The sequence below is a fragment of the Hyphomicrobiales bacterium genome, assembly GCA_016710435.1.
GTDB lineage: Bacteria > Pseudomonadota > Alphaproteobacteria > Rhizobiales > Aestuariivirgaceae > Aestuariivirga.
In genome coordinates this window covers 1,289,613-1,307,848 of record JADJVV010000001.1, presented here as the reverse complement: position 1 = coordinate 1,307,848, position 18,236 = coordinate 1,289,613, and the positions used below count along the sequence as shown (strand labels likewise).

General features: G+C 60.3%; 19 protein-coding genes. 3 read left to right on the top strand and 16 right to left on the bottom strand.

All coding sequences use genetic code 11. From position 1 onward, the window contains the following. Positions 1-44: 44 nt before the first annotated feature. A complete protein-coding gene (locus IPM06_06425; GenBank protein ID MBK8770050.1) occupies positions 45-1,409 on the bottom strand; it encodes a cysteine--tRNA ligase in 1,365 nt (454 codons plus the stop codon). Positions 1,410-1,605: 196 nt separating this feature from the next. Here IPM06_06425 and IPM06_06420 point away from each other — a divergent pair, with 196 nt between their 5' ends. Then, positions 1,606-2,553, top strand: coding sequence for a DMT family transporter (locus IPM06_06420; protein MBK8770049.1), 948 nt, complete (start codon positions 1,606-1,608; stop codon positions 2,551-2,553). Here the strand turns inward: IPM06_06420 and IPM06_06415 are convergent. After that, the gene (locus IPM06_06415) at positions 2,543-3,232 is read right to left on the bottom strand and encodes a glutathione S-transferase N-terminal domain-containing protein (protein MBK8770048.1); all 690 of its coding nucleotides are present in this window, start codon (positions 3,230-3,232) and stop codon (positions 2,543-2,545) included. The genes IPM06_06420 and IPM06_06415 overlap by 11 nt on opposite strands. 127 nt (positions 3,233-3,359) lie before the next feature. After that, positions 3,360-4,757, bottom strand: a complete 1,398-nt coding sequence (locus IPM06_06410; protein ID MBK8770047.1) for a 3-deoxy-7-phosphoheptulonate synthase class II — start codon at positions 4,755-4,757, stop codon at positions 3,360-3,362. A gap of 170 nt (positions 4,758-4,927) precedes the next feature. Between IPM06_06410 and IPM06_06405 the strand changes: the two genes are divergently transcribed. Continuing rightward, on the top strand, positions 4,928-5,191 hold the full coding sequence (locus IPM06_06405) for a hypothetical protein (protein MBK8770046.1): 264 nt from the start codon (positions 4,928-4,930) through the stop codon (positions 5,189-5,191). Here IPM06_06405 and IPM06_06400 read toward each other — a convergent pair. Together IPM06_06400 and IPM06_06395 are read right to left on the bottom strand one after the other, a co-directional pair. Continuing rightward, entirely contained in the window at positions 5,184-5,402 is a 219-nt protein-coding gene (locus tag IPM06_06400) for a DUF2093 domain-containing protein (protein ID MBK8770045.1), read from the bottom strand. The genes IPM06_06405 and IPM06_06400 overlap by 8 nt on opposite strands. 30 nt (positions 5,403-5,432) lie before the next feature. Further along, positions 5,433-6,842 carry an exodeoxyribonuclease VII large subunit gene (locus tag IPM06_06395; GenBank protein ID MBK8770044.1) on the bottom strand — a complete coding sequence of 470 codons (1,410 nt, stop codon included), beginning with the start codon at positions 6,840-6,842 and terminating at the stop codon, positions 5,433-5,435. 124 nt (positions 6,843-6,966) lie between these two features. On the opposite strand from IPM06_06395, the gene IPM06_06390 reads away from it, so the two are divergent. Then, positions 6,967-7,737, top strand: coding sequence for a glucose 1-dehydrogenase (locus IPM06_06390; protein MBK8770043.1), 771 nt, complete (start codon positions 6,967-6,969; stop codon positions 7,735-7,737). On the opposite strand, the gene IPM06_06385 is transcribed toward IPM06_06390, so the two are convergent. The 11 genes from IPM06_06385 to IPM06_06335 all read right to left on the bottom strand — a co-directional run bounded on the left by IPM06_06385 (position 7,738) and on the right by IPM06_06335 (position 18,147). Next, complete coding sequence (locus tag IPM06_06385; GenBank protein ID MBK8770042.1) at positions 7,738-7,986, bottom strand: hypothetical protein; 249 nt, start codon at positions 7,984-7,986, stop codon at positions 7,738-7,740. It lies immediately after the preceding gene. Between the two features lie 56 nt (positions 7,987-8,042). Next, complete coding sequence (locus tag IPM06_06380) at positions 8,043-8,735, bottom strand: SDR family oxidoreductase (GenBank protein MBK8770041.1); 693 nt, start codon at positions 8,733-8,735, stop codon at positions 8,043-8,045. Next, positions 8,732-9,676: a sugar kinase gene (locus IPM06_06375; protein ID MBK8770040.1), complete on the bottom strand. Its 945-nt coding sequence runs from the start codon at positions 9,674-9,676 to the stop codon at positions 8,732-8,734. The genes IPM06_06380 and IPM06_06375 overlap by 4 nt, the downstream gene beginning before the upstream one ends. Before the next feature lie 6 nt (positions 9,677-9,682). Further along, positions 9,683-10,129, bottom strand: a complete 447-nt coding sequence (locus IPM06_06370; protein MBK8770039.1) for a hypothetical protein — start codon at positions 10,127-10,129, stop codon at positions 9,683-9,685. Further along, positions 10,126-11,214: an ABC transporter ATP-binding protein gene (locus IPM06_06365; protein MBK8770038.1), complete on the bottom strand. Its 1,089-nt coding sequence runs from the start codon at positions 11,212-11,214 to the stop codon at positions 10,126-10,128. Before IPM06_06365 ends, IPM06_06370 begins: the two co-directional genes overlap by 4 nt. A 3-nt stretch (positions 11,215-11,217) precedes the next feature. Continuing rightward, complete coding sequence (locus IPM06_06360; protein ID MBK8770037.1) at positions 11,218-12,162, bottom strand: carbohydrate ABC transporter permease; 945 nt, start codon at positions 12,160-12,162, stop codon at positions 11,218-11,220. A gap of 3 nt (positions 12,163-12,165) precedes the next feature. Further along, entirely contained in the window at positions 12,166-13,227 is a 1,062-nt protein-coding gene (locus tag IPM06_06355) for a sugar ABC transporter permease (GenBank protein MBK8770036.1), read from the bottom strand. Between the two features lie 75 nt (positions 13,228-13,302). After that, complete coding sequence (locus IPM06_06350) at positions 13,303-14,736, bottom strand: extracellular solute-binding protein (protein ID MBK8770035.1); 1,434 nt, start codon at positions 14,734-14,736, stop codon at positions 13,303-13,305. Positions 14,737-14,785: 49 nt separating this feature from the next. Beyond that, positions 14,786-15,877, bottom strand: coding sequence for an ABC transporter ATP-binding protein (locus IPM06_06345; protein MBK8770034.1), 1,092 nt, complete (start codon positions 15,875-15,877; stop codon positions 14,786-14,788). Positions 15,878-15,958: 81 nt separating this feature from the next. Beyond that, positions 15,959-17,101 carry a Gfo/Idh/MocA family oxidoreductase gene (locus IPM06_06340; protein ID MBK8770033.1) on the bottom strand — a complete coding sequence of 381 codons (1,143 nt, stop codon included), beginning with the start codon at positions 17,099-17,101 and terminating at the stop codon, positions 15,959-15,961. Further along, a complete protein-coding gene (locus tag IPM06_06335; GenBank protein ID MBK8770032.1) occupies positions 17,101-18,147 on the bottom strand; it encodes a TIM barrel protein in 1,047 nt (348 codons plus the stop codon). The genes IPM06_06340 and IPM06_06335 overlap by 1 nt, the downstream gene beginning before the upstream one ends. Between the last annotated feature and the right edge of the window lie 89 nt (positions 18,148-18,236).

The window sequence follows — 18,236 nt, the reverse complement described above, 5'->3', positions numbered from 1 at the left end:
CGGGAATGGCAGGCTGTCGTGCCAGGATTTCTTGCCGGGTTCGGTCATCGCCGCACCTCCCAATCAGTTTTCAGTTCGCCTGTGGCCGGGTCCTTCACATCCTTGATCTGGATGCCCATGGCGAGAAGTTCGTCGCGGATGCGGTCGCTTTCGGCCCAGTTCTTGGCCTTTCGCGCTTCAAGGCGTGCTGAAAGCCACGACGCCACCAAGGTTTCGTCAACGTCAACGCTTGCCTCGCGTCCCAGGTCCGCCGAGAGCAGATCCAGACCCAGAAGCGCAAGTGACCCGTTCAGTTCGGCCCACTTCGCTGCCTTCGCCAGCGCATGGAGGCGGGTGAAAGCGCCATGGGTGTTGAGATCATCCTGCAGGGCCTCGATGACGTCGGTATCAGGAGCAGCCGGCACACTTCCAGACACCCCTTCTTTCCATGCACGCAAGGTGCGCTGGCTGTCTTCCAGACTTGCCACTGTCCAGTCGATGGGCTGCCGGTAATGGGTGCGCAACATGTTGTAGCGCGCCACTTCGCCTGGCCAATCACGCAACACATCGGCGATGGTCGTGAAATTTCCCAGGCTCTTGGACATCTTCTGTCCTTCAACCTGGAGGAAGCCATTGTGCATCCAGTAGTTGGCCATGACCTTCGTGCCATGGGCGCAGCGCGACTGGGCTATTTCGTTCTCGTGGTGCGGGAAGATGAGATCAAGTCCGCCGCCATGGATGTCGAAGACCTCGCCCAGGTGGGCCTTGCTCATCACCGAGCATTCGATGTGCCATCCCGGACGGCCACGGCCCCAGGGAGAGTCCCAACCGGGTTCTTCCGGTGACGACTGTTTCCACAACACGAAATCGGCAGGGTTCTTCTTGTGGGCTTCGACTGCGATGCGGGCACCGGCCTGCTGGTCTTCCAGCTTGCGCTGGGATAGGCGACCATAGTCCGGCATTGAGCCCACATCGAACAACACTTCGCCCGCCGCCTCATAGGCATGTCCGCGGCCGATCAGTGCACGGATCATGTCTATCATGCCCTGGATGTGCTCGGTGGCGCGCGGCTGCTGCGTCGGCGGCAGGCAGCCCAGCGCCGTCACGTCCTTCTGGTATTGCTCATAGGTCGTTTCGGTGACGCGGCGAATGGCGTCATTGAGGGGAACGCCCGGATAGTCGCGCAAGGCGCGCGCATTGATCTTGTCGTCCACGTCAGTGATGTTGCGCACATAGGTCACATGCTCCGGCCCGTAGAGATGGCGGAGCAGGCGAAAGAGAACATCGAAGACGATCGCGGGTCGGGCGTTGCCGATGTGGGCAAAGTCATAGACGGTGGGGCCGCAGACGTACATGCGCACGTTTCCGGCGTCCAAGGGAAGGAAGTCTTCCTTGGTCCTTGTCAGCGTGTTGTAGATGCGCAGGGTCATGTCTGATCTCTCGGAGGCCGGCTCCGGGATCGCTTTGCTTAGGGGTGAGACAAGCGGCGCCGAGCCAGCGGTATGAACGCTAGGTGCAAATGATAATGCCGCAAATGTTAACGGCAGGCTGGCGGGCGGTGGTCATGGGCGTTACATGCGCGAAAGCCCCCGCCCCCGTCAAGTGCGGCGCATTTGCAGGGTTGCCATGCCGTTTCCGGACTGGCAGGCACGCAAGGCCCTGATAGCTTGCGGAACCGTGTCGCCCCATTCCTCACACCGTCTTGGTCTCTTCCTCACCGGCATGGCCGCGCTCAGCTGGTCATCGGCAGGCGTCTTCACGCGGCTGATTTCGGCTGACCTCATGACCATGTTGTTCTGGCGGGGCTTGTTCAGCGGCACTGCCATCTTTCTCGTCTTTGTGCTGATCGAGGGCCGCCACGCTGGCCGGGAATTTTTCCGGATGGGCTGGCCTGGGCTTGTGGTCGCCGTCCTCTCGGCGGCGGGCATGATCACCGGCATCGGCTCCATCCGCTACGGCAGCGTGGCCGATGCCATGGTCATCTATGCCACCGTGCCATTCGTGACGGCCGGTGTGGCTTACGTCCTGATCGGCGAACGGACGTCCCGTTCCACCATCATCGCCAGCGGCGTGGCTCTGGCCGGGGTGCTGGTCATGCTGCTGGGGGCGGACTGGGGCGGGTCCATGACGGGCAAGGGACTTGCTGTCCTCATGACGCTCAGCATGGCGGGATTTTCAGTCATCATGCGCGGGCATCGGGACCTCCCCATGCTGCCCGCGATGGCTTTGTCGGCCTGGCTGTGTTCCGCCTTCTGCTTCAGTTGGGCAAGCCCCGGGAATACTCCTACGGCGGAAATCCTGCTCTGCGCCGCCTTCGGCACCTGCCAGAACGCGGCCGGACTGATCTTCTACACCTTCGGCACCAAACGCATTCCCGCCGCCGAGGCAACGCTCCTCGCGGCGTTGGAAGTACCCTTCACGCCGTTCTGGGTGTGGTTGTTCATGGGCGAAACGCCAGCACCCATGACACTGATCGGCGGCGGCGTGGTGCTCGTGGCCCTCTTCGCCCACATCCTCACCGAGTTCCGCCGCGGCGGAAAATCCATCGCGGCGGAATTCGCACCTACGCCCTGACGGTTGAGGCATCCTGGCCGAAGAGAACCTTGCGCTCTTCGTCGGTCATGGGCTTGCGCGGCGGTGCCATCGCGTAGGCACGCTCCACGGCAGGGCGAGACTTGATGGCGTCGAACCAGCGCTTCAGGTGAGGGAAGTCGCCAAGGTTCTGCTTGTGGGCCTCGTGGGGCACGATCCACGGATAACAGGCCATGTCGGCGATGGAATAGTCATCGGCGATGAACTCATGGCTTGCGAGGCGCTTGTTCAGCACGCCGTACAGGCGGGATGTTTCCTTGGTATAACGATCAATGGCGTAGGGCACCTTCTCAGGTGCGTAGGAATTGAAGTGGCCGTTCTGCCCGGCCATGGGGCCAAGCCCGGCCATCTGCCACAACAACCACTGCATGACTTGCGTGCGGCCCCTCACATCCCGAGGCAGGAATTTGCCGGTCTTGTCGGCGAGGTAGTGGAGGATTGCACCAGATTCAAAAACGCTGAGAGGCGCCCCGCCATCAGACGGTGCGTTGTCCACAATGGCCGGCATCCGGTTGTTGGGCGCAATCTTGAGGAAGTCGGGTTTGAACTGATCTCCCTTGCCGATATCAACCCGCTGGATGGTGTACGGCAGACCGGATTCTTCCAAGAATATCGTGATCTTGTGGCCATTCGGCGTGGGCCAGTAATGCAGGTCGATCATGTCGGCGCCTCTATCTGTAATTTCTTTCGTTACAAACGTAAGAAGCGCGCCCCTGCTTCGCAAGAGCGCGCTTCATGTAACGTTGTCACAGGGCCGTGATCTGACCCTTTGGCCCGAGGCTGAAGACTTATTCGGCTGCTTCCACCGCATCCTCGTCGGAGATGCGCGGACGGAGCGCCAGTTCCTTTTTGATTTCCTCGGCCACCAGGAAAGACAGCTCCAGCGCCTGCGCCGCATTGAGGCGGGGATCGCAGAAGGTGTGATAGCGGTCATTCAGGTCTTCATCGCGCAAGGCGCGGAGCCCGCCCGTGCATTCGGTCACATCCTTGCCCGTCATTTCGACATGGATGCCGCCCGCGTGGGTGCCCTCGGCGCGGTGCACGGCCATGAAGTTCCTGACTTCCTTGAGGATCAGGTCGAACGGCCGGGTCTTGTAGCCGCTGGTGCTCTTCACCGTATTGCCGTGCATGGGATCGCAGGACCAGACGACGACACGTCCTTCGCGCTTCACCGCGCGGATCAGGTCGGGCAGGTGCTTTTCAACCTTGTCGGCGCCGAAGCGGGCGATCAGCGTGAGACGGCCTGCCTCGTTCTGCGGATTGAGTGCATCGATGAGGCGGATCAGTTCATCCGGCTTCAGCGAAGGTCCACATTTGAGGCCGATGGGGTTCTTCACGCCGCGGCAGAATTCAACATGGGCGTGATCCGGCTGGCGCGTGCGGTCGCCGATCCAGAGCATGTGTCCGGATGTTGCGTACCAGTCGCCGCTGGTGGAATCGACGCGGGTCAGTGCCTGCTCGTAGCCGAGAAGAAGGGCTTCGTGGCTGGTGTAGAAATCGGTGGCGCGCAGTTGAGGTGCCGTTTCCGCAGTGATGCCGCAGGCCTTCATGAAGCCCAGGGTTTCCGAGATGCGGTCGGCGAGGTCCTGATACTGCTCGAAGGCGGGAGAGTCCTTGAGGAAGCCCAGCGTCCACTTGTGCACGTTCTCGAGGTTGGCATAACCGCCCTGGGCGAAGGCGCGCAGGAGGTTCATGGTCGCCGCCGACTGGCGGTAGGCCATGATCTGGCGCTCCGGGTCGGGCTCGCGGCCCGCCAGTGTCGCTTCCGGCGCGTTGATGATGTCGCCCCGATAGATCGGATATTCGACGCCATCGAGTGTCTCGGTGGGCGAAGAACGCGGCTTGGCGAATTGTCCGGCGATGCGGCCGACCTTCACCACAGGCTGCCCGCCGGCAAAGGTCAACACGACCGCCATCTGCAGGAAGACACGGAAGAAGTCACGGATGTTGTCTGCCGAATGTTCGGCGAAGCTTTCGGCACAGTCGCCACCCTGCAACAGAAAGGCGCGGCCTTCGGCGACGCGGGCGAGTGATTTCCTGAGCTTGCGGGCCTCACCGGCAAAGACGAGCGGCGGGAAACCGGCGAGCCGGCCTTCCACGGTGTTCAGCTTATCCTTGTCGGCGTAATCCGGCATCTGGACGACGGGGAACTTGCGCCAGCTGTCGGGGGTCCATGCGGTCTTCATCTGAGATACTCCAAACCAAGGCCGGGCTTATATCGCAGCGCAAAACATATTGCCAGTGGCCCCCGTTGTCTGGCCCCGGCCGCGTTTCCGCCCCGAAACCACTCTTTAAGGGGTTGCTGCTAGGCTGTAGCGAGGCGGCAGTGCTTGGATCGGGAACAACCGTGTCTTTCATGAACTATTTCTGGTCGGCCGATTGGGATGGCCTGTACAGGATTTTGGCCAAGGGCAATCCTCCACTGGCCTTGCAGCTTCTTGCCGTCAACACCCTCTTCCTGGTGTTCTACATCGTTCGTCAGGCGACGGCCAAACATCGCATGCGCAACCAGACTGTGGAAGTGATCCAGTTGTTCCTGCTCGTCGCCAACCTTGGTGTTGTGTTCCAGGAAGATGCCTACCGCTGGATCAGCACCGCCGTCACCCACCTGCTCACGTAAGTTTCGCCAGATAATCCTTGAAGGCCTCCAGCGCCGATTTGTAGGCGACCTGCTTCTCGATGGACCAGTAGCGCAGGTTGTCGAGCCGAATGGGATCGCCTGATACGGAACAGCGCACAAATTCGCCCTCTTGCAACACCTCGAAATCATGGTCGAGATAGCGCAATTTCGCCTCGCGGCGGGGTGGTAGGAGCGAGTCCAGTCTGTTCATGCGATGGGCCATAGCGCGTTCACGGTGTTCCTAAAAGAGGCTCCCTTGACGGATGTCGCTCCCCTTCTTTCCCGAGGTGGCGTCCACTTCCCCATCGGCGAATTCAATCGACAGGCGCATTCCGGGTTTCACGTCAGCGGCCTGATGCAGGGGCTTCCCGTCGGCGCCACGCACAACGGCGAAGCCGCGGGCGAGCACGGAGCGGTAGCTGAGGGATTGCAGGAGCTTGGTTTCGCCGAGGAAACGGTCCTGCTGGCGGGCGAATATGTGTCGCACGCCCCTTTCCTGCCGGCTCCGCGCCTCCGTGATCCGGCGGCGAAGTTCCGCAAGGCGCTGCTGCACCACCCCAATCGAGAGGCGTCCGCGCTGGTTGGCGAGAAGGACGGCATGGCGTTGCAGGTTGGAGCGCAGGCCTGCCGGTAGCCGCTGAGCCAGTCCATCCAGCCTCTGTCGCACGATGGCCATTACATCATCCGGCGTAGGCAAGGCGCGGGCTGCGGATTCGATGCGCAGCTTCCGCTCAGAAATGACGCGGAGGATGGCGCGGCTCTGGCGCGCCTGCAACGACGTCAGGTCGGCCAGCAATTCGCCCCGCACCGGAACCACTCTTTCCGCCGCGGCGGTCGGGGTCGGTGCGCGCCAATCGGCGGCATGGTCAATCAGCGTGGTATCCGTCTCGTGGCCGATGGCTGACACGAGGGGAATGTGGCTGGCCGCGACGGCGCGGACGACTAACTCATCATTGAAGGGCCAAAGATCTTCCAGCGAACCACCGCCGCGCGCCACGATCAACACGTCGGGACGCTCCGCCATGGCATTGAAGCCGTGGATCGCCGCGGCAACTTCGGCCGCAGCCGAGTCGCCCTGCACCCGCACGGGCCACACGATCACGCGGCGGGGAAAGCGGTCCTTGAGCCGGTGAAGGATGTCGCGGATCACGGCCCCCGTCGGCGACGTGACGATGCCGATCACCTCCGGCAGATAGGGCAGCGCGCGCTTGCGGGCTGTATCAAACAGGCCTTCGGCGGCGAGCTTCCTCCGACGGTCTTCAAGCAGGGCCATCAGCGCGCCCACGCCAGCGGGTTCTGCCGCCTCCACGATGATCTGGTAGGATGACTTGCCGGGATAGGACGTCAATTTGCCGGTGACGATGACCTCCAGGCCTTCCTGCAAGTTGGCGCGCAGGCGCGCAAAACTTCCGCGCCACACCACGGCATCCAGTTTCGCGCCTTCATCCTTGATGCTGAAATAGCAGTGACCGGAGGAATGCGGACCTTTAAATCCCGAAATCTCGCCGCGCACCCGCACGTGGCCAAAGCGCTCTTCGATGCTGCGCTTGAGGGCGTTGGCAATATCGGACACCGAATATTCGACGATATTGCCGTGCCCATTTTCGCGCAGTTCGCCGGTTTCCGGGTCATGGTCGGGAACGTGAGACATTCTGCTGGTCTAACAGTCCGCCACCTGCCTTACAATCCGCATGCCTCGAGACGCTTCCCGCACAACAGGCAGTTGACCCGGACAACGGGAGACGCTGAAACGGTGGCATGGAATGGAGAACGACATGAGCAATTGGGAGAAGCGCTTTGGACTTGCCGGACGGACGGCATTGGTCACAGGAGCGACGAAGGGCATTGGCCTTGAAGCGTGCAAGGTGCTCGCTGATGCGGGTGCTGACATTGCAGCGGTAGGGCGTGATGCGGCAGGGCTGAAGGAGGTGGCACGTGCGGTGGAAGCCGCAGGACGTCGTTGCGTTACCATCGGCGCTGACATGGGAGACGCGGAAGGTCCCGTCGAGGCGGCGCGAAAAGCGCTGGCAGCCTTCGGTACCATCGACATTCTGGTCAATAATGCCGGTATTGCGCTTATTGATCCGCTTCTCGATGCCAAAGTCCAGGACTGGGACCAGACGATGGCAGTCAATCTTCGGGCACCGTTCCTTCTGGCCCGCACGGTGGTACCTGGCATGATCAAGCAGAAGCGCGGTAAGATCATCAATATTTCGTCGCAGGCCGGCGTGGTTGGTCTGGAAGCCCATGGCGCATACGCTGCCTCAAAGGGCGGCCTGAACATGCTGACCAAGGTGATGACGGTGGAGTGGGCCAAACACAACATCCAAATCAACTCGGTTTGTCCCACGGTCATCCTCACGCCCATGGGCGAACAGGTTTGGGGCGACCCAACGAAGGGTGATCCGATGAAGGCGAAAATTCCCGCCGCACGCTTTGGCAAGCCCATTGAGGTTGCGGACATGATCCTGTTCCTGGCATCGTCCGCATCGGATCTTGTGAACGGCCAAGACCTGCTCATCGACGGAGGCTATACTGCGGTCTGATCACTTCCGGTCGTTGCGCCCCGTGGGATGGGTCTTCTCATCGTCAGACGGGCGGTTCGGCTTCCGCTGCTCGCGTCCCGCTACGTTTTCAACCTGCTCGGGGTCTCCCTGGCGAGGTGGCGTGCGGTCATCGGGATCGGGAGTGCCGGGCGGCTTCCCAGCCTTTCGCTGCAATTCCCGGTCGCCCATGCGGCCTTTTTCAACGTGCTGTTTAACGAGGTCGGGATTCTCGCTGTCGGGATTGGGCATGATCTGTCCTTTCCCTTCCGAACGCGCAAAAGACCGGCGATGTTCCGCCGTTTCGCTCAGTAAGTTGCGCGGCCGCCCGAAATGTCAAACACCGCCCCAGTGGAGAAGGAACACTCTTCCGAGGCCAGCCAGCAGATGAGACTGGCATTTTCTTCCACGGTTCCGAAACGGCCCTTGGGAATCTTGGAGAGCATGAAATCAATATGGGTTTGCGGCATCTGGTCGAAGATCGGTGTGCGCACGGCCGCCGGTGTCACCGCATTTGCCGTGATATTGTATTTTGCGGTTTCCTTGGCCAGCGACTTGGTGAAGCCGATAACGGCGGCCTTCGACGCCGAATAGGCCGACGCATTGGGATTGCCTTCCTTGCCTGCAATCGATGCAATGTTGACGATGCGGCCATAGTTCTGCGCGATCATGTGCGGGAGAACGGCACGGTTGGTGAAGAACGTCCCGTTGACGTTGACCGCCATGGTCTTGATCCAGCCATCAATGGGAAAGCCATCCACTGGGACGGTAGGGCCGGTGATGCCCGCGCTGTTGACGAGGATATCAATCCCACCGATCTGCTTCAGTGTTGCCGCGATGGCAGCATCCACCGATGCCGGATCGGAGATGTCGGTCTTGATGCCGCCGGTCATGTCCCACACGGCAACGGCACAGCCTTCTGCTGCCAGGCGTTTGGCGACAGCCTCGCCGATACCCGACATTCCTCCGGTGACAATGGCACGACGGCCTTTGAATCTCATGATTTTACCTTCCACGTCTTCATGCAGTGCAGCGTGTGTTCGAACGAAATGATGCCGGCGTCAGAACCGAGTCCCGTTGCCACGAGGCCAGCGGCGGCTTGTGCAAACCGCACGGATGTCTCGGCGTCCATGCCATGGTGGATGGCAGCAATCATGCCGGCATCGAAGGCATCGCCGCAGCCCGTGGTGTCCACCACGTCGAGTTCATAGGCTGGCATGGAGAAGCGCGCGCCGTCACGATGGGCATAATAGGCTCCGTCGCCGCCCAGCGTGAAACAGCAGGCAGTGGCGCCGTGATCGAGATAGTACCGGGCGCAGTCGTCAGGCGTGTCCCGGCCAGACATGGCTTGCGCCTCGTCGATGGAGGGCATGAAGAAATCGATGAAAGGTAAAAGCGGAAGCACCATTCCCGTGGTTTCCTCATTTGCGGCAATGAGATCGAAGGTGACGGTCTTGCCTCTCGCCTTGGCCTCGCGCAGCAGGGCGAGGCTCGATGCGCCGTCGAGTGTTCGGAGCAGACCCGTGCCACCCAAGTGTATGATTGGAGCATCGAGAACCACATCATACTGTTCCGTTCGCACGTCAAATTGATCTGACGCGCCGCGCACATGCAGGGCTGGCCTGTCGCCATTGGGGCGGATGTTCAGAATCGTTGCGGAGGTGGGCACGCCGGAAATGCGCTGCATGGCTGAAACGTCGATGCCATGTTTCTGCATCTGCATCAGCATCCAGTCTGCTTTTTCGTCGTCACCGACAGCCCCGGCGGCCAAACATTCCAATCCCAATTTGGCGCAGTCGACCACCGTGCCGCCGGCAGTTCCCGCAACAGTCAGGCGGATTTCCTCGATGAAATCCACGTCGCCCCGATCCGGAATGCGGCGTACGGGGCGGCCCAGGATATCGAGAATATAGAGCCCGATGACGGAAACATCAGCTGCCATGGCAGGTCACGCCCGGCTGCGAGACCGCCGCGAAATCAGGCCCGCCAGGACCACGGCAACTGCGGCGATGGCCCAGGTGAAGCTGTGCATGTACCAGGGTGTTGCGTTCAACTGCACCTTGCCAGCCGTCGTATTGGGATCCGGCGGCTTAAGGAAGAAGGCGCCATAGAGATATGCGGACAGGATCGAGATCAACAGCACGATGCAGAAGGTCATCGCGACCACCATGGCGACGGTGACCACCGAGCGCTTGGCCACGCCGGGCTGCGCCAGCGGAAGCAGGTTGTTGATGAGACCCGCCGCCACCACCACAATGCTACCAAGTGTGAAGAGCGTGATCGAGAAGGGTTGGAAGATCATCAGCAACGCCAGGATCCCCAGGCCGATGATGAAATATTCAAGGCGAAGCGCCGATTTTGGCGTGAGAATGCCGCGTTCCGGGTTGCTGTTCATGCGCGCACCGCCTTTCCGCCTTCCGCAAAGACATGGGTTTGCGCTGCATCGGGTTGCAGGTGCAACACCTCGCCCATTTTCACGCGCTTCTCGCGTGGTACCACCACACGGATGTCGCTGCCCGTCTTGGTGCGGGCGTGGATGAGGGTTTCAGCCCCCATGGGCTCGATCAGTTCCGCCACCGCGGTAATCGCCGATTTCGACGCCTTGGCCACCGGGGCAAAGGCACGCGGGCGAATGCCGATCGTGACCTTGGCGCTCTTCAATCCTGCCACGGCCGGGTTGACGGCGATGGAGAGCGGGGCATCGTTGAAGGTCAGTTCCGCCTTGCCATCCGTCACGGATTTCATTTCGACTTCCACGAGATTCATCTGCGGCGTGCCGATGAAACTTGCGACGAAGACGTTTGCCGGCTTGGCGAAGACTTCGTGGGGGGTACCCACCTGTTCGATCACACCATCGCGCATGATGGCGATGCGATCCGCCATGGTGAGCGCCTCGAGCTGGTCATGGGTCACGATGACAGTGGCCTTGGACAGATTGGACAGCACGCCTTTGATCTGCCCGCGCATTGAGTGGCGCAGCTCGACGTCGAGGCGGGACAGGGGCTCGTCGAAGAGGAAACAGTTGGGGTCGCGCACGATGGCGCGGGCGACGGCCACGCGTTGCTTCTCACCCTCCGAGACATGGCCGGGAAGGCGATCGAGAACGCCGGTGAGATGCAGGATGTCCGCCACCATGCCCACGCGCGCCTTGATCTCGGCGGGCGAGATCTTCTCATAGTGCAGCGGCATGGCGATGTTCTCGCCCACCGTGAGCGCGGGATAGAGGGCGTAGAATTGGAACACCATGGCGATGTCGCGCTTTTCCGGCGGCAGGTCGTTCATCCGCTGGCCAGCGATGATCACTTCGCCTGCAGTGGCCCGTTCCAGCCCGGCAATCATGCGAAGCGTCGTTGTCTTCCCGCAGCCTGATGGCCCCAGGAGGCAGACCACTTCGCCAGCCTTCACGGAGAGGTCCGCGTCCTTGACGGCAACGAACTCGCCGAACTTCTTGGTGACCTTGCGAATTTCAATTGTCGACATGTTTCAGCGCTTCACGGTTCCGAAGGTGACGCCGCGCAGCAGGTGACCCTGCAGGAAGAACGTCACAAGGAAGACAGGGATGAGGAAGAGTGTTTCGATGGAGGCGAGCAGCGTCCAGTCCGTGCCGCGACCGCCGGACGAGACGGCCTGGTTCATCGCCACCGGAACTGTGCGTGTATCGACACCGGTCAGCAGCAGGGCGAAAAGGAACTCGTTCCAGGTGAGGATGAGGCCGAAAACGAAGGTGGCGGCGAGCCCCGCGACCACCTGCGGCAGGCAGATCTTGAAGAACACCTTGGGCTCAGATGATCCATCAATTCGCGCTGCGTCCTCCACGTCGGTTGAAAGTTCGTCGAAAAAGCTCTTCATCATCCAGATCGTAAAGGCCAGGTTGAAGGCCGTGTAGAGCATGATGATGCCAATGTAGGAACCGGACAGGCCTACAACGCGGAACATCAGGATCACCGGGATGATGACGACAATCGCCGGCAACATGCGCGTGGTGAGGATAATGAAGAGATACGTGTCGTTCCCCTTCAGCGGGTAGCGCGAGAAGCCGTAGGACGCGAGGGTACCAATTACCAGTGCCAGCAGGACCGACACGGACGAAATGAAGATGGAGTTGAAGAAGAAGCGGTCGAAGCCTGTGTTTTCAGGTTGCCCGCCGGCCGTCATGACGCGCGAGAATACGGACGCGAAATTCTCGAGTGTCGGCGTGAAGACGAACTGGTCGGGAATCAATCCGAAGAGCGACGTGGGCGACAAGGTGGGCGGAACGGAGAGGGCCGCGTCCTGCGGCTTGAACGCCGTGAAGATGATCATCAGCACAGGAAGGAAGTAGATGAAGCTGACAACGGCGACCACCAGTGTCCGCCCCCAGCCGGCGGTATCGACACCGCCGCTGCTCTTCAAACCGATTTTTTCGAGGAAGGATGTAGCGCCAGACATGGATCAGGTTCCCTGGCTGCGGCGGTTGGCCAAATAAAGGTAGAGGTTCGTCAACACGATCACCATGAAGAGCATGACGTAGGAAATTGCAGCGCCTTCGCTTGTCTTGTTCTGTTCGTTGGCGATGCGGATGAGGTGGTATGAAATCGTCATCGTGTCATTGCCGCCCTTGGTGAGCAGAATGACAAGATCAGCGAGCTTGAAGGCCTCGATGGTGCGGAAGAGAAGCGCCAGCATCAACAGGCCGCGGATGTAGGGAAATGTGATGGTCCAGAACTGCCGCCAGCCGGACACCCGGTCGATGGCGGCGGCCTCGTAGAGATATTTCGGAACTGAGACGAGCCCGGCGAGCACCAGAAGCATGACGAAGGGCGACCACATCCAGGCGTCGGCAAAGACGATGCCCGCAACCGCACCCACCTTGTTGTCCATCAGAATGAACTGCTGTCCCGTGAGGCTGTTCATCATGTAGGAGAGAATGCCGAAGGTCGGGTCGTAGTAGTAGGTGAAGAAGACGCCGGAGGCCACGACCGACAACATCATGGGCGTGAGCACCAGGATCAACAGGTAGCGGCGCAGCGGAAATTGTTTTGAGAACAAGAGTGCCAGAAGGAAGCCCACGACCATCTGGGTAGCGACGGTGAAGATCACGAACATCGCCGTGTTGATGAGCGCCTTCCAGTTGTCGGCTGCGGCCAGGTCGTTGGTGAGGACCTTGATGTAGTTCTGCAAGCCGACGAAGCGGATCGTCTGCTGGTTGGACTGGTAAGCGAAGAAGGAAAGCCCGAGCGACCAGAGCAGCGGAAAGATGTTCATCACGAACAGGACGGCGATCGCCGGCGCAACGAGGAGACCGCCATAATACTGCCGGCGGTAGGCGTTGACGACAAATGCGGCTGCGATGAGGGCTGCTGCAGCGCCAACCACCCAGAAGGCAGCTTTGGCCGGCAAGAGCAGCACCGACAATATGGTGAGGACGATGCCCGCAAGGATGGCCAATTTCCAATTGTCCGCCGAAGGCAGGAAGAGGGCCACTGCTGGGCGAGATGAGGTGACGGCGGTCATGGGGTCCCGGAATGGAAGGATAAGGAAAGGATCAGGATGCGCGGAGGGTGACCCCCGCGCATCCCGGGCGTAAGGTTATTCGATCAGGCCGGCTTCCTTGAGCAGGTTCTGCTGGAACTTGGCGATGTTGTCCAAGGTCGTCTTGGCATCCTGCTTACCGGTGATGGCGAGGTCGAACTGGTCCTGCTGCTGCGTCAGCAATTCGAAGAATTGCGGCACGTGCCACACGTCCTTCTGCCAATCGAGCTGCGGAGCCCAGGCACGGTTCCAAGGACGGTAAGTCACGTACTTGGGATCTTCGTACACGGACTTGATGGCAGACTGGCCACCACCGGCTGCGAACTGGTGCTGGATCTCAGGAGACAGCCACCATTTCACGAATTCGACCGCTTCCTTGATCTGCGAATCCGTCGTCCAGGTTGTCAGCACGAAGGGCTGACCACCGATGTTCGACCAGCGGATCATCTTGCCGTCGGGGCCCATGGTTCCGGGCATCTGGCCGAAGACCAGCTTGTCGGAAACCTTGGACGACTTCGGGTCGAGGGAGGCTTCGCCGAGGCCGATCCAGTCCACGTTCATGGCAACCTTGCCTTCACGGAACAGTTCGTCGGACTTGAAGATGTCCATGGTGCCGGTCTTGGCCACCGGCGGCATGAACTGGATCATGTCGAGATACTTCTCCAGCGCCTTCACGGCCTCAGGAGAGTTTACGACACCTTCGGCCTGGCCCTTGGGGGCCTTTGTTTCGTCCCAGGTATCGCCGCCCATCTGCCAGATCATGCCGTTGATCTGCATGGACGAGAAGTCGTAGCCCTTGCCGGCCTGATAGGCGATTCCGTAGAAATCGTCTTCGGCAGGCTTGCCAGCCAACATGTCGCCCTTCTTGCGCATGAAGAATTCGCCGACGTTGCGATAGTCATCCCACGTCATCGCGTCGATTTCCTCGCCCGTGCACGGCAGCTTCTTGCTGTACTTGGCCTGGAAATTCTTCTGCTCTTCTTCATTGCAGAGGATGTCGGAGCGACCATAGGTCACGAGCACATCCGGGAACTGCGGGAAGCCGTAGTAATTCTCGGACTTGTGCGGATAGGTGGAATAGGCGTTGAGCGGATTGGGATGGATCGACTTGAAGGTTGCCATGAAATCCGGGTCAGCTTCGAGGAGATCGTTGATCTTGCGGAAGTAACCGCCTTCCACGAAGGCACCGAGCCACTGCGAGTCCGAAACGATGAAGTTGTACTTCTGTTCACCCGACGTCAGCGAAGCGTTGACGCGCGTGTAGAAGTCCGGCCACGGAATGAAGTCCACGTCAAGCTTCACGGTGTTGCCAGACTTGGGCTTGTACTGCTCGTCAAAGAACTTCTTCATGATGCGGGTCGGAGGCCAGTCCGGCACCGCCATCGTCAGTGTCACTTCTTCGGCGGACGCCAGGGAGGCGCCCCCAACCATCAGCGTGGCGGCAAACCCGGCCGCCGTCGCGAAGGTTTTCATAGTGGTCATCACGGTCATCTTGAGGTTTCCTCCCTTTGTTACCGTTTATTCCTTCAGGCTCTTCACGTCAGGACAATGCCTGACCGCTGGAAGCGCGGAAGATGTGGAACTTCTTCGGATCAAGATAGATGGATGCGGCCTGCCCGGGGGCGAGCGACGTCGCTGCTGATTCCGGCAGGATGAGCCGCAGTGTCTCACCATGGGCCTCGACGGATACGACCGTTACGTCGCCCAGAGGCTCCAGCATGGCGATGCTGACATCGTGGCCCTTCTCGCCCTTGCCCGTAAAACGAAGGTCGCTTGGCCGTATGCCGAGAATGGACTCCTCACCTGCTTCCGCCGTGACGAGCTTTCGGCCGAGCGCCAGTGCGCCGAACTTGCTCTCGAAGGCGGAACGGTCCTTGGTGGTTTTGCCACGGATCATGTTCATGTGCGGCGAGCCGATCTTGCCTGCCACATAGGTGTCCTTCGGGTTTTCGTACAGTTCGTCGGGCGTGCCGATCTGCACAACGCCGCCATCGCGCATGACAGCGATTTCCTCGCCCATGGACAGGGCTTCCAGTTCGTCCGGCGTGGCATAGACAATGGTAAGGCCGAACTGCCGGTGCAGACGCTTCAGTTCGGCGCGCATGTCGTGACGCAGCTTTGCATCAAGGTTGGTCAGTGGCTCGTCCAGCAGAAGAATCTTGGGACGGCGGATCAGGGACCGGCCCAGCGCCACGCGCTGCTGTTCGCCGCCCGAAAGCGTGTTGGGCTTGCGATCCACCTTCTTGTCGAGCTTCAGCATGGCCGCGGTTTCGCGGACACGCTTGTCAATCTCGTCCTTCGGAACTTTTTCTTCGAGCAGGGGATAGGCGAAGTTCTGGTAAACCGTGAGATGGGGATACAGCGCGAAGGACTGGAAGACCATGGAGACGCCGCGTCCGGCGATTTCCGCATCGGTCTTGTCGCGCCCGAAGATGTGCACGCTGCCCTTGTCGGGGCGAACGAGCCCGGCAATCGTGCGCAGCGTCGTGGTCTTGCCCACGGAGCTTGGTCCGAACAGGACGAAGAACTTTCCTTCTTCGACCGTGAACGACAAGTCTTCAAGGGCGCGCACACGCCCGTAATGCTTGCTGACACCACTGATGGAAAGTGCGCTTTCACTGCTCGGCGGCATGGTCCGTTCCCAATTTCGATGTGAGCCTAGCGCACGTGCATCGAGTTGCAAGTCTTTGATGGAAAGTCCTCTTCATCGCCTTCAACCCTTGGCACTTTCCCAATGCCCGGTTGCCGCAGATTTGAGCACCGCGTCGGTTACGAGGTCAGTTGCCATGGCTTCCCGGAAGGTCGGCGCGGCTGATTGGCCCTGGCTCAGGCCCTCAATGAAGTCTGCAACCTGATGGACAAACGAATGCTCGTAACCGATCTGCAGGCCCGGCACCCACCACTTGGCCATGTAGGGATGGTCTCCATCCGTCACATGGATTGAGCGCCAGCCGCGGGTGCGGCCTTCGTCGCGGTGATCGAAATACTGGAGGCGGTGAAGGTCGTGGAGGTCCCAGAAGATCGAAGCCTTCTCACCGTTGATCTCAAGGGTGTAGAGCGCCTTGTGTCCTCGCGCGTAGCGTGTCGCCTCGAAATTGGCGAGGGACCCGTTGTCAAACCGGGCCAGGAACAGGCTTGCATCATCGATGCCGACTGCTTCCTTCTTGCCGGTGAGATTATGCTGGCGCTCCTTGATGAAGGTTTCGGTGAGGCCGATCACCTTGTCGATGCCGCCGTTCAGCCACATCGCCGTGTCGATGCAATGGGCCAGCAAGTCGCCCGTCACGCCGGAACCCGCCACGTTCACATCAAGGCGCCAAAGTCCCTGCCCGCCTTGGGGAAGGTCTGCCGAAATGGTCCAGTCCTGGAGGAATTTCGCGCGATAGTGGAAAATCTTGCCAAGCCGTCCCTCGTCGATCAATTGCTTGGCGAGGGTCACGGCGGGTACGCGCCGGTAGTTGTACCAGACCATGTTGGGAATCTTGGCGCGCTCCACCGCATCGACCATCTTGCGCGATTCCGCAGCATTCCGGCCAAGCGGCTTTTCGCACATCACCATCTTGCCCGCAGCGGCGGCGGCAAGGGCTATGTCGAGATGCATGTCGTTGGGCGCGGCGATGTCGATGAGATCGATATCCTTGCGCTCAATCAGTTTCCGCCAATCGTTTTCGGTCGATTCATAGCCCCATTGTGCCGCGAAATCGTTGAGTTTTTCGGCGTTGCGGGCGCAGGCGGCCTTCAGCACCGGCTGGTATGGGAGGTCAAAGAAATGACCAACCTGCGAAAATGCGTTGGAATGGGCCCGGCCCATGAAGCCGTAACCCACCATGCCGACGTTGAGTTTCTTCTTGGCCATTACGCCACCCACCCATGCTTCTCGCGGACCTTCATCATCGCCGCGAGGATGTTCGTCCAGGTCTTGGGGTTCATCATCACATCGGGGGAGAACATGCAGCCATCCCAGCAGATGTGGCGGAAGGCCTTCACCAGTTCGCCATCCCGGTCCCGCAGCCAGTAACCTGCATGCTTGGTGACGTTGAGCTTGCCCTTCTTGTCATCCACTTCGCAGTGATGGCCCGTCTTGTCGTGATAGCCGAGACCCTTCACGGTGCCATCGTTCTGCGCGATATGCATATCGATGGTCCACGGACGAAGCGCGTCCGTCATTTTCTTCAGCGCTTCATCAAGGAGGGCCTTGTCCTTCCAGTCATACTTCGCCGGCAGAAGGCGCGACTTCGGCGCATTGTAGCCCATGGTGAAGAGAAGGGTGTGGGCCATGTCTGCCTGGAAACCGATGATCTGGGGTCGATCCGTCTCTTCAAGCGTGTCAACCATGTCCTTCCAGGAATTCATGCCGCCCCAGCAGATTTCACCTTCGCAGGCGAGGCGTTCTCCATAGTCGGCTGCGACGCTGCAGGCTTCCCGAAAAGTCTTGGCGATCTTCTTGGTGTTGGCAACGGGATCCTTGGCCCAATCGGCCGTGCTTGTGGCGGAGTCGATCCGGATAACGCCGTAGTCACGGACGCCGAGATCCCGGAGCTTCGCACCAAGGCGGCAGGATTTCTCCACGTTTGCCACGAATTTCTTGCGGTCGCTGGGTGAACCCATTGCCGAACCGCCCCCCACGGGCGGCCAGACGGGCGCCACGATGGAGCCGATCGCAAGGTTGTTCCGCCGGGCCTTGTCGGCAAGGCGCTTTACCTCGTCATCGGAAAAATCAATGCTGGTGTGGGGGGCCGCATGAAAGATGTCGATACCGTCGAACTTGACGCCGTTGACCTCGGCCTTGACCGTCAGGTCGATCATCGTGTCGAGGTCGATCGCGGGAATCTCTTTCGATCCCCGTCCCACCAGACCTGGCCACATCGCATTGTGCAGCTTGGGATAGTTGTTTGCTGCCATGACGCTCTCCCGTGTTTTTTTCTTGTGTGCTCCGGGGAATTTTGCAGGTTTTAAGGTTGCTGTCCAGAACTGTTATATTAGTATGTCAG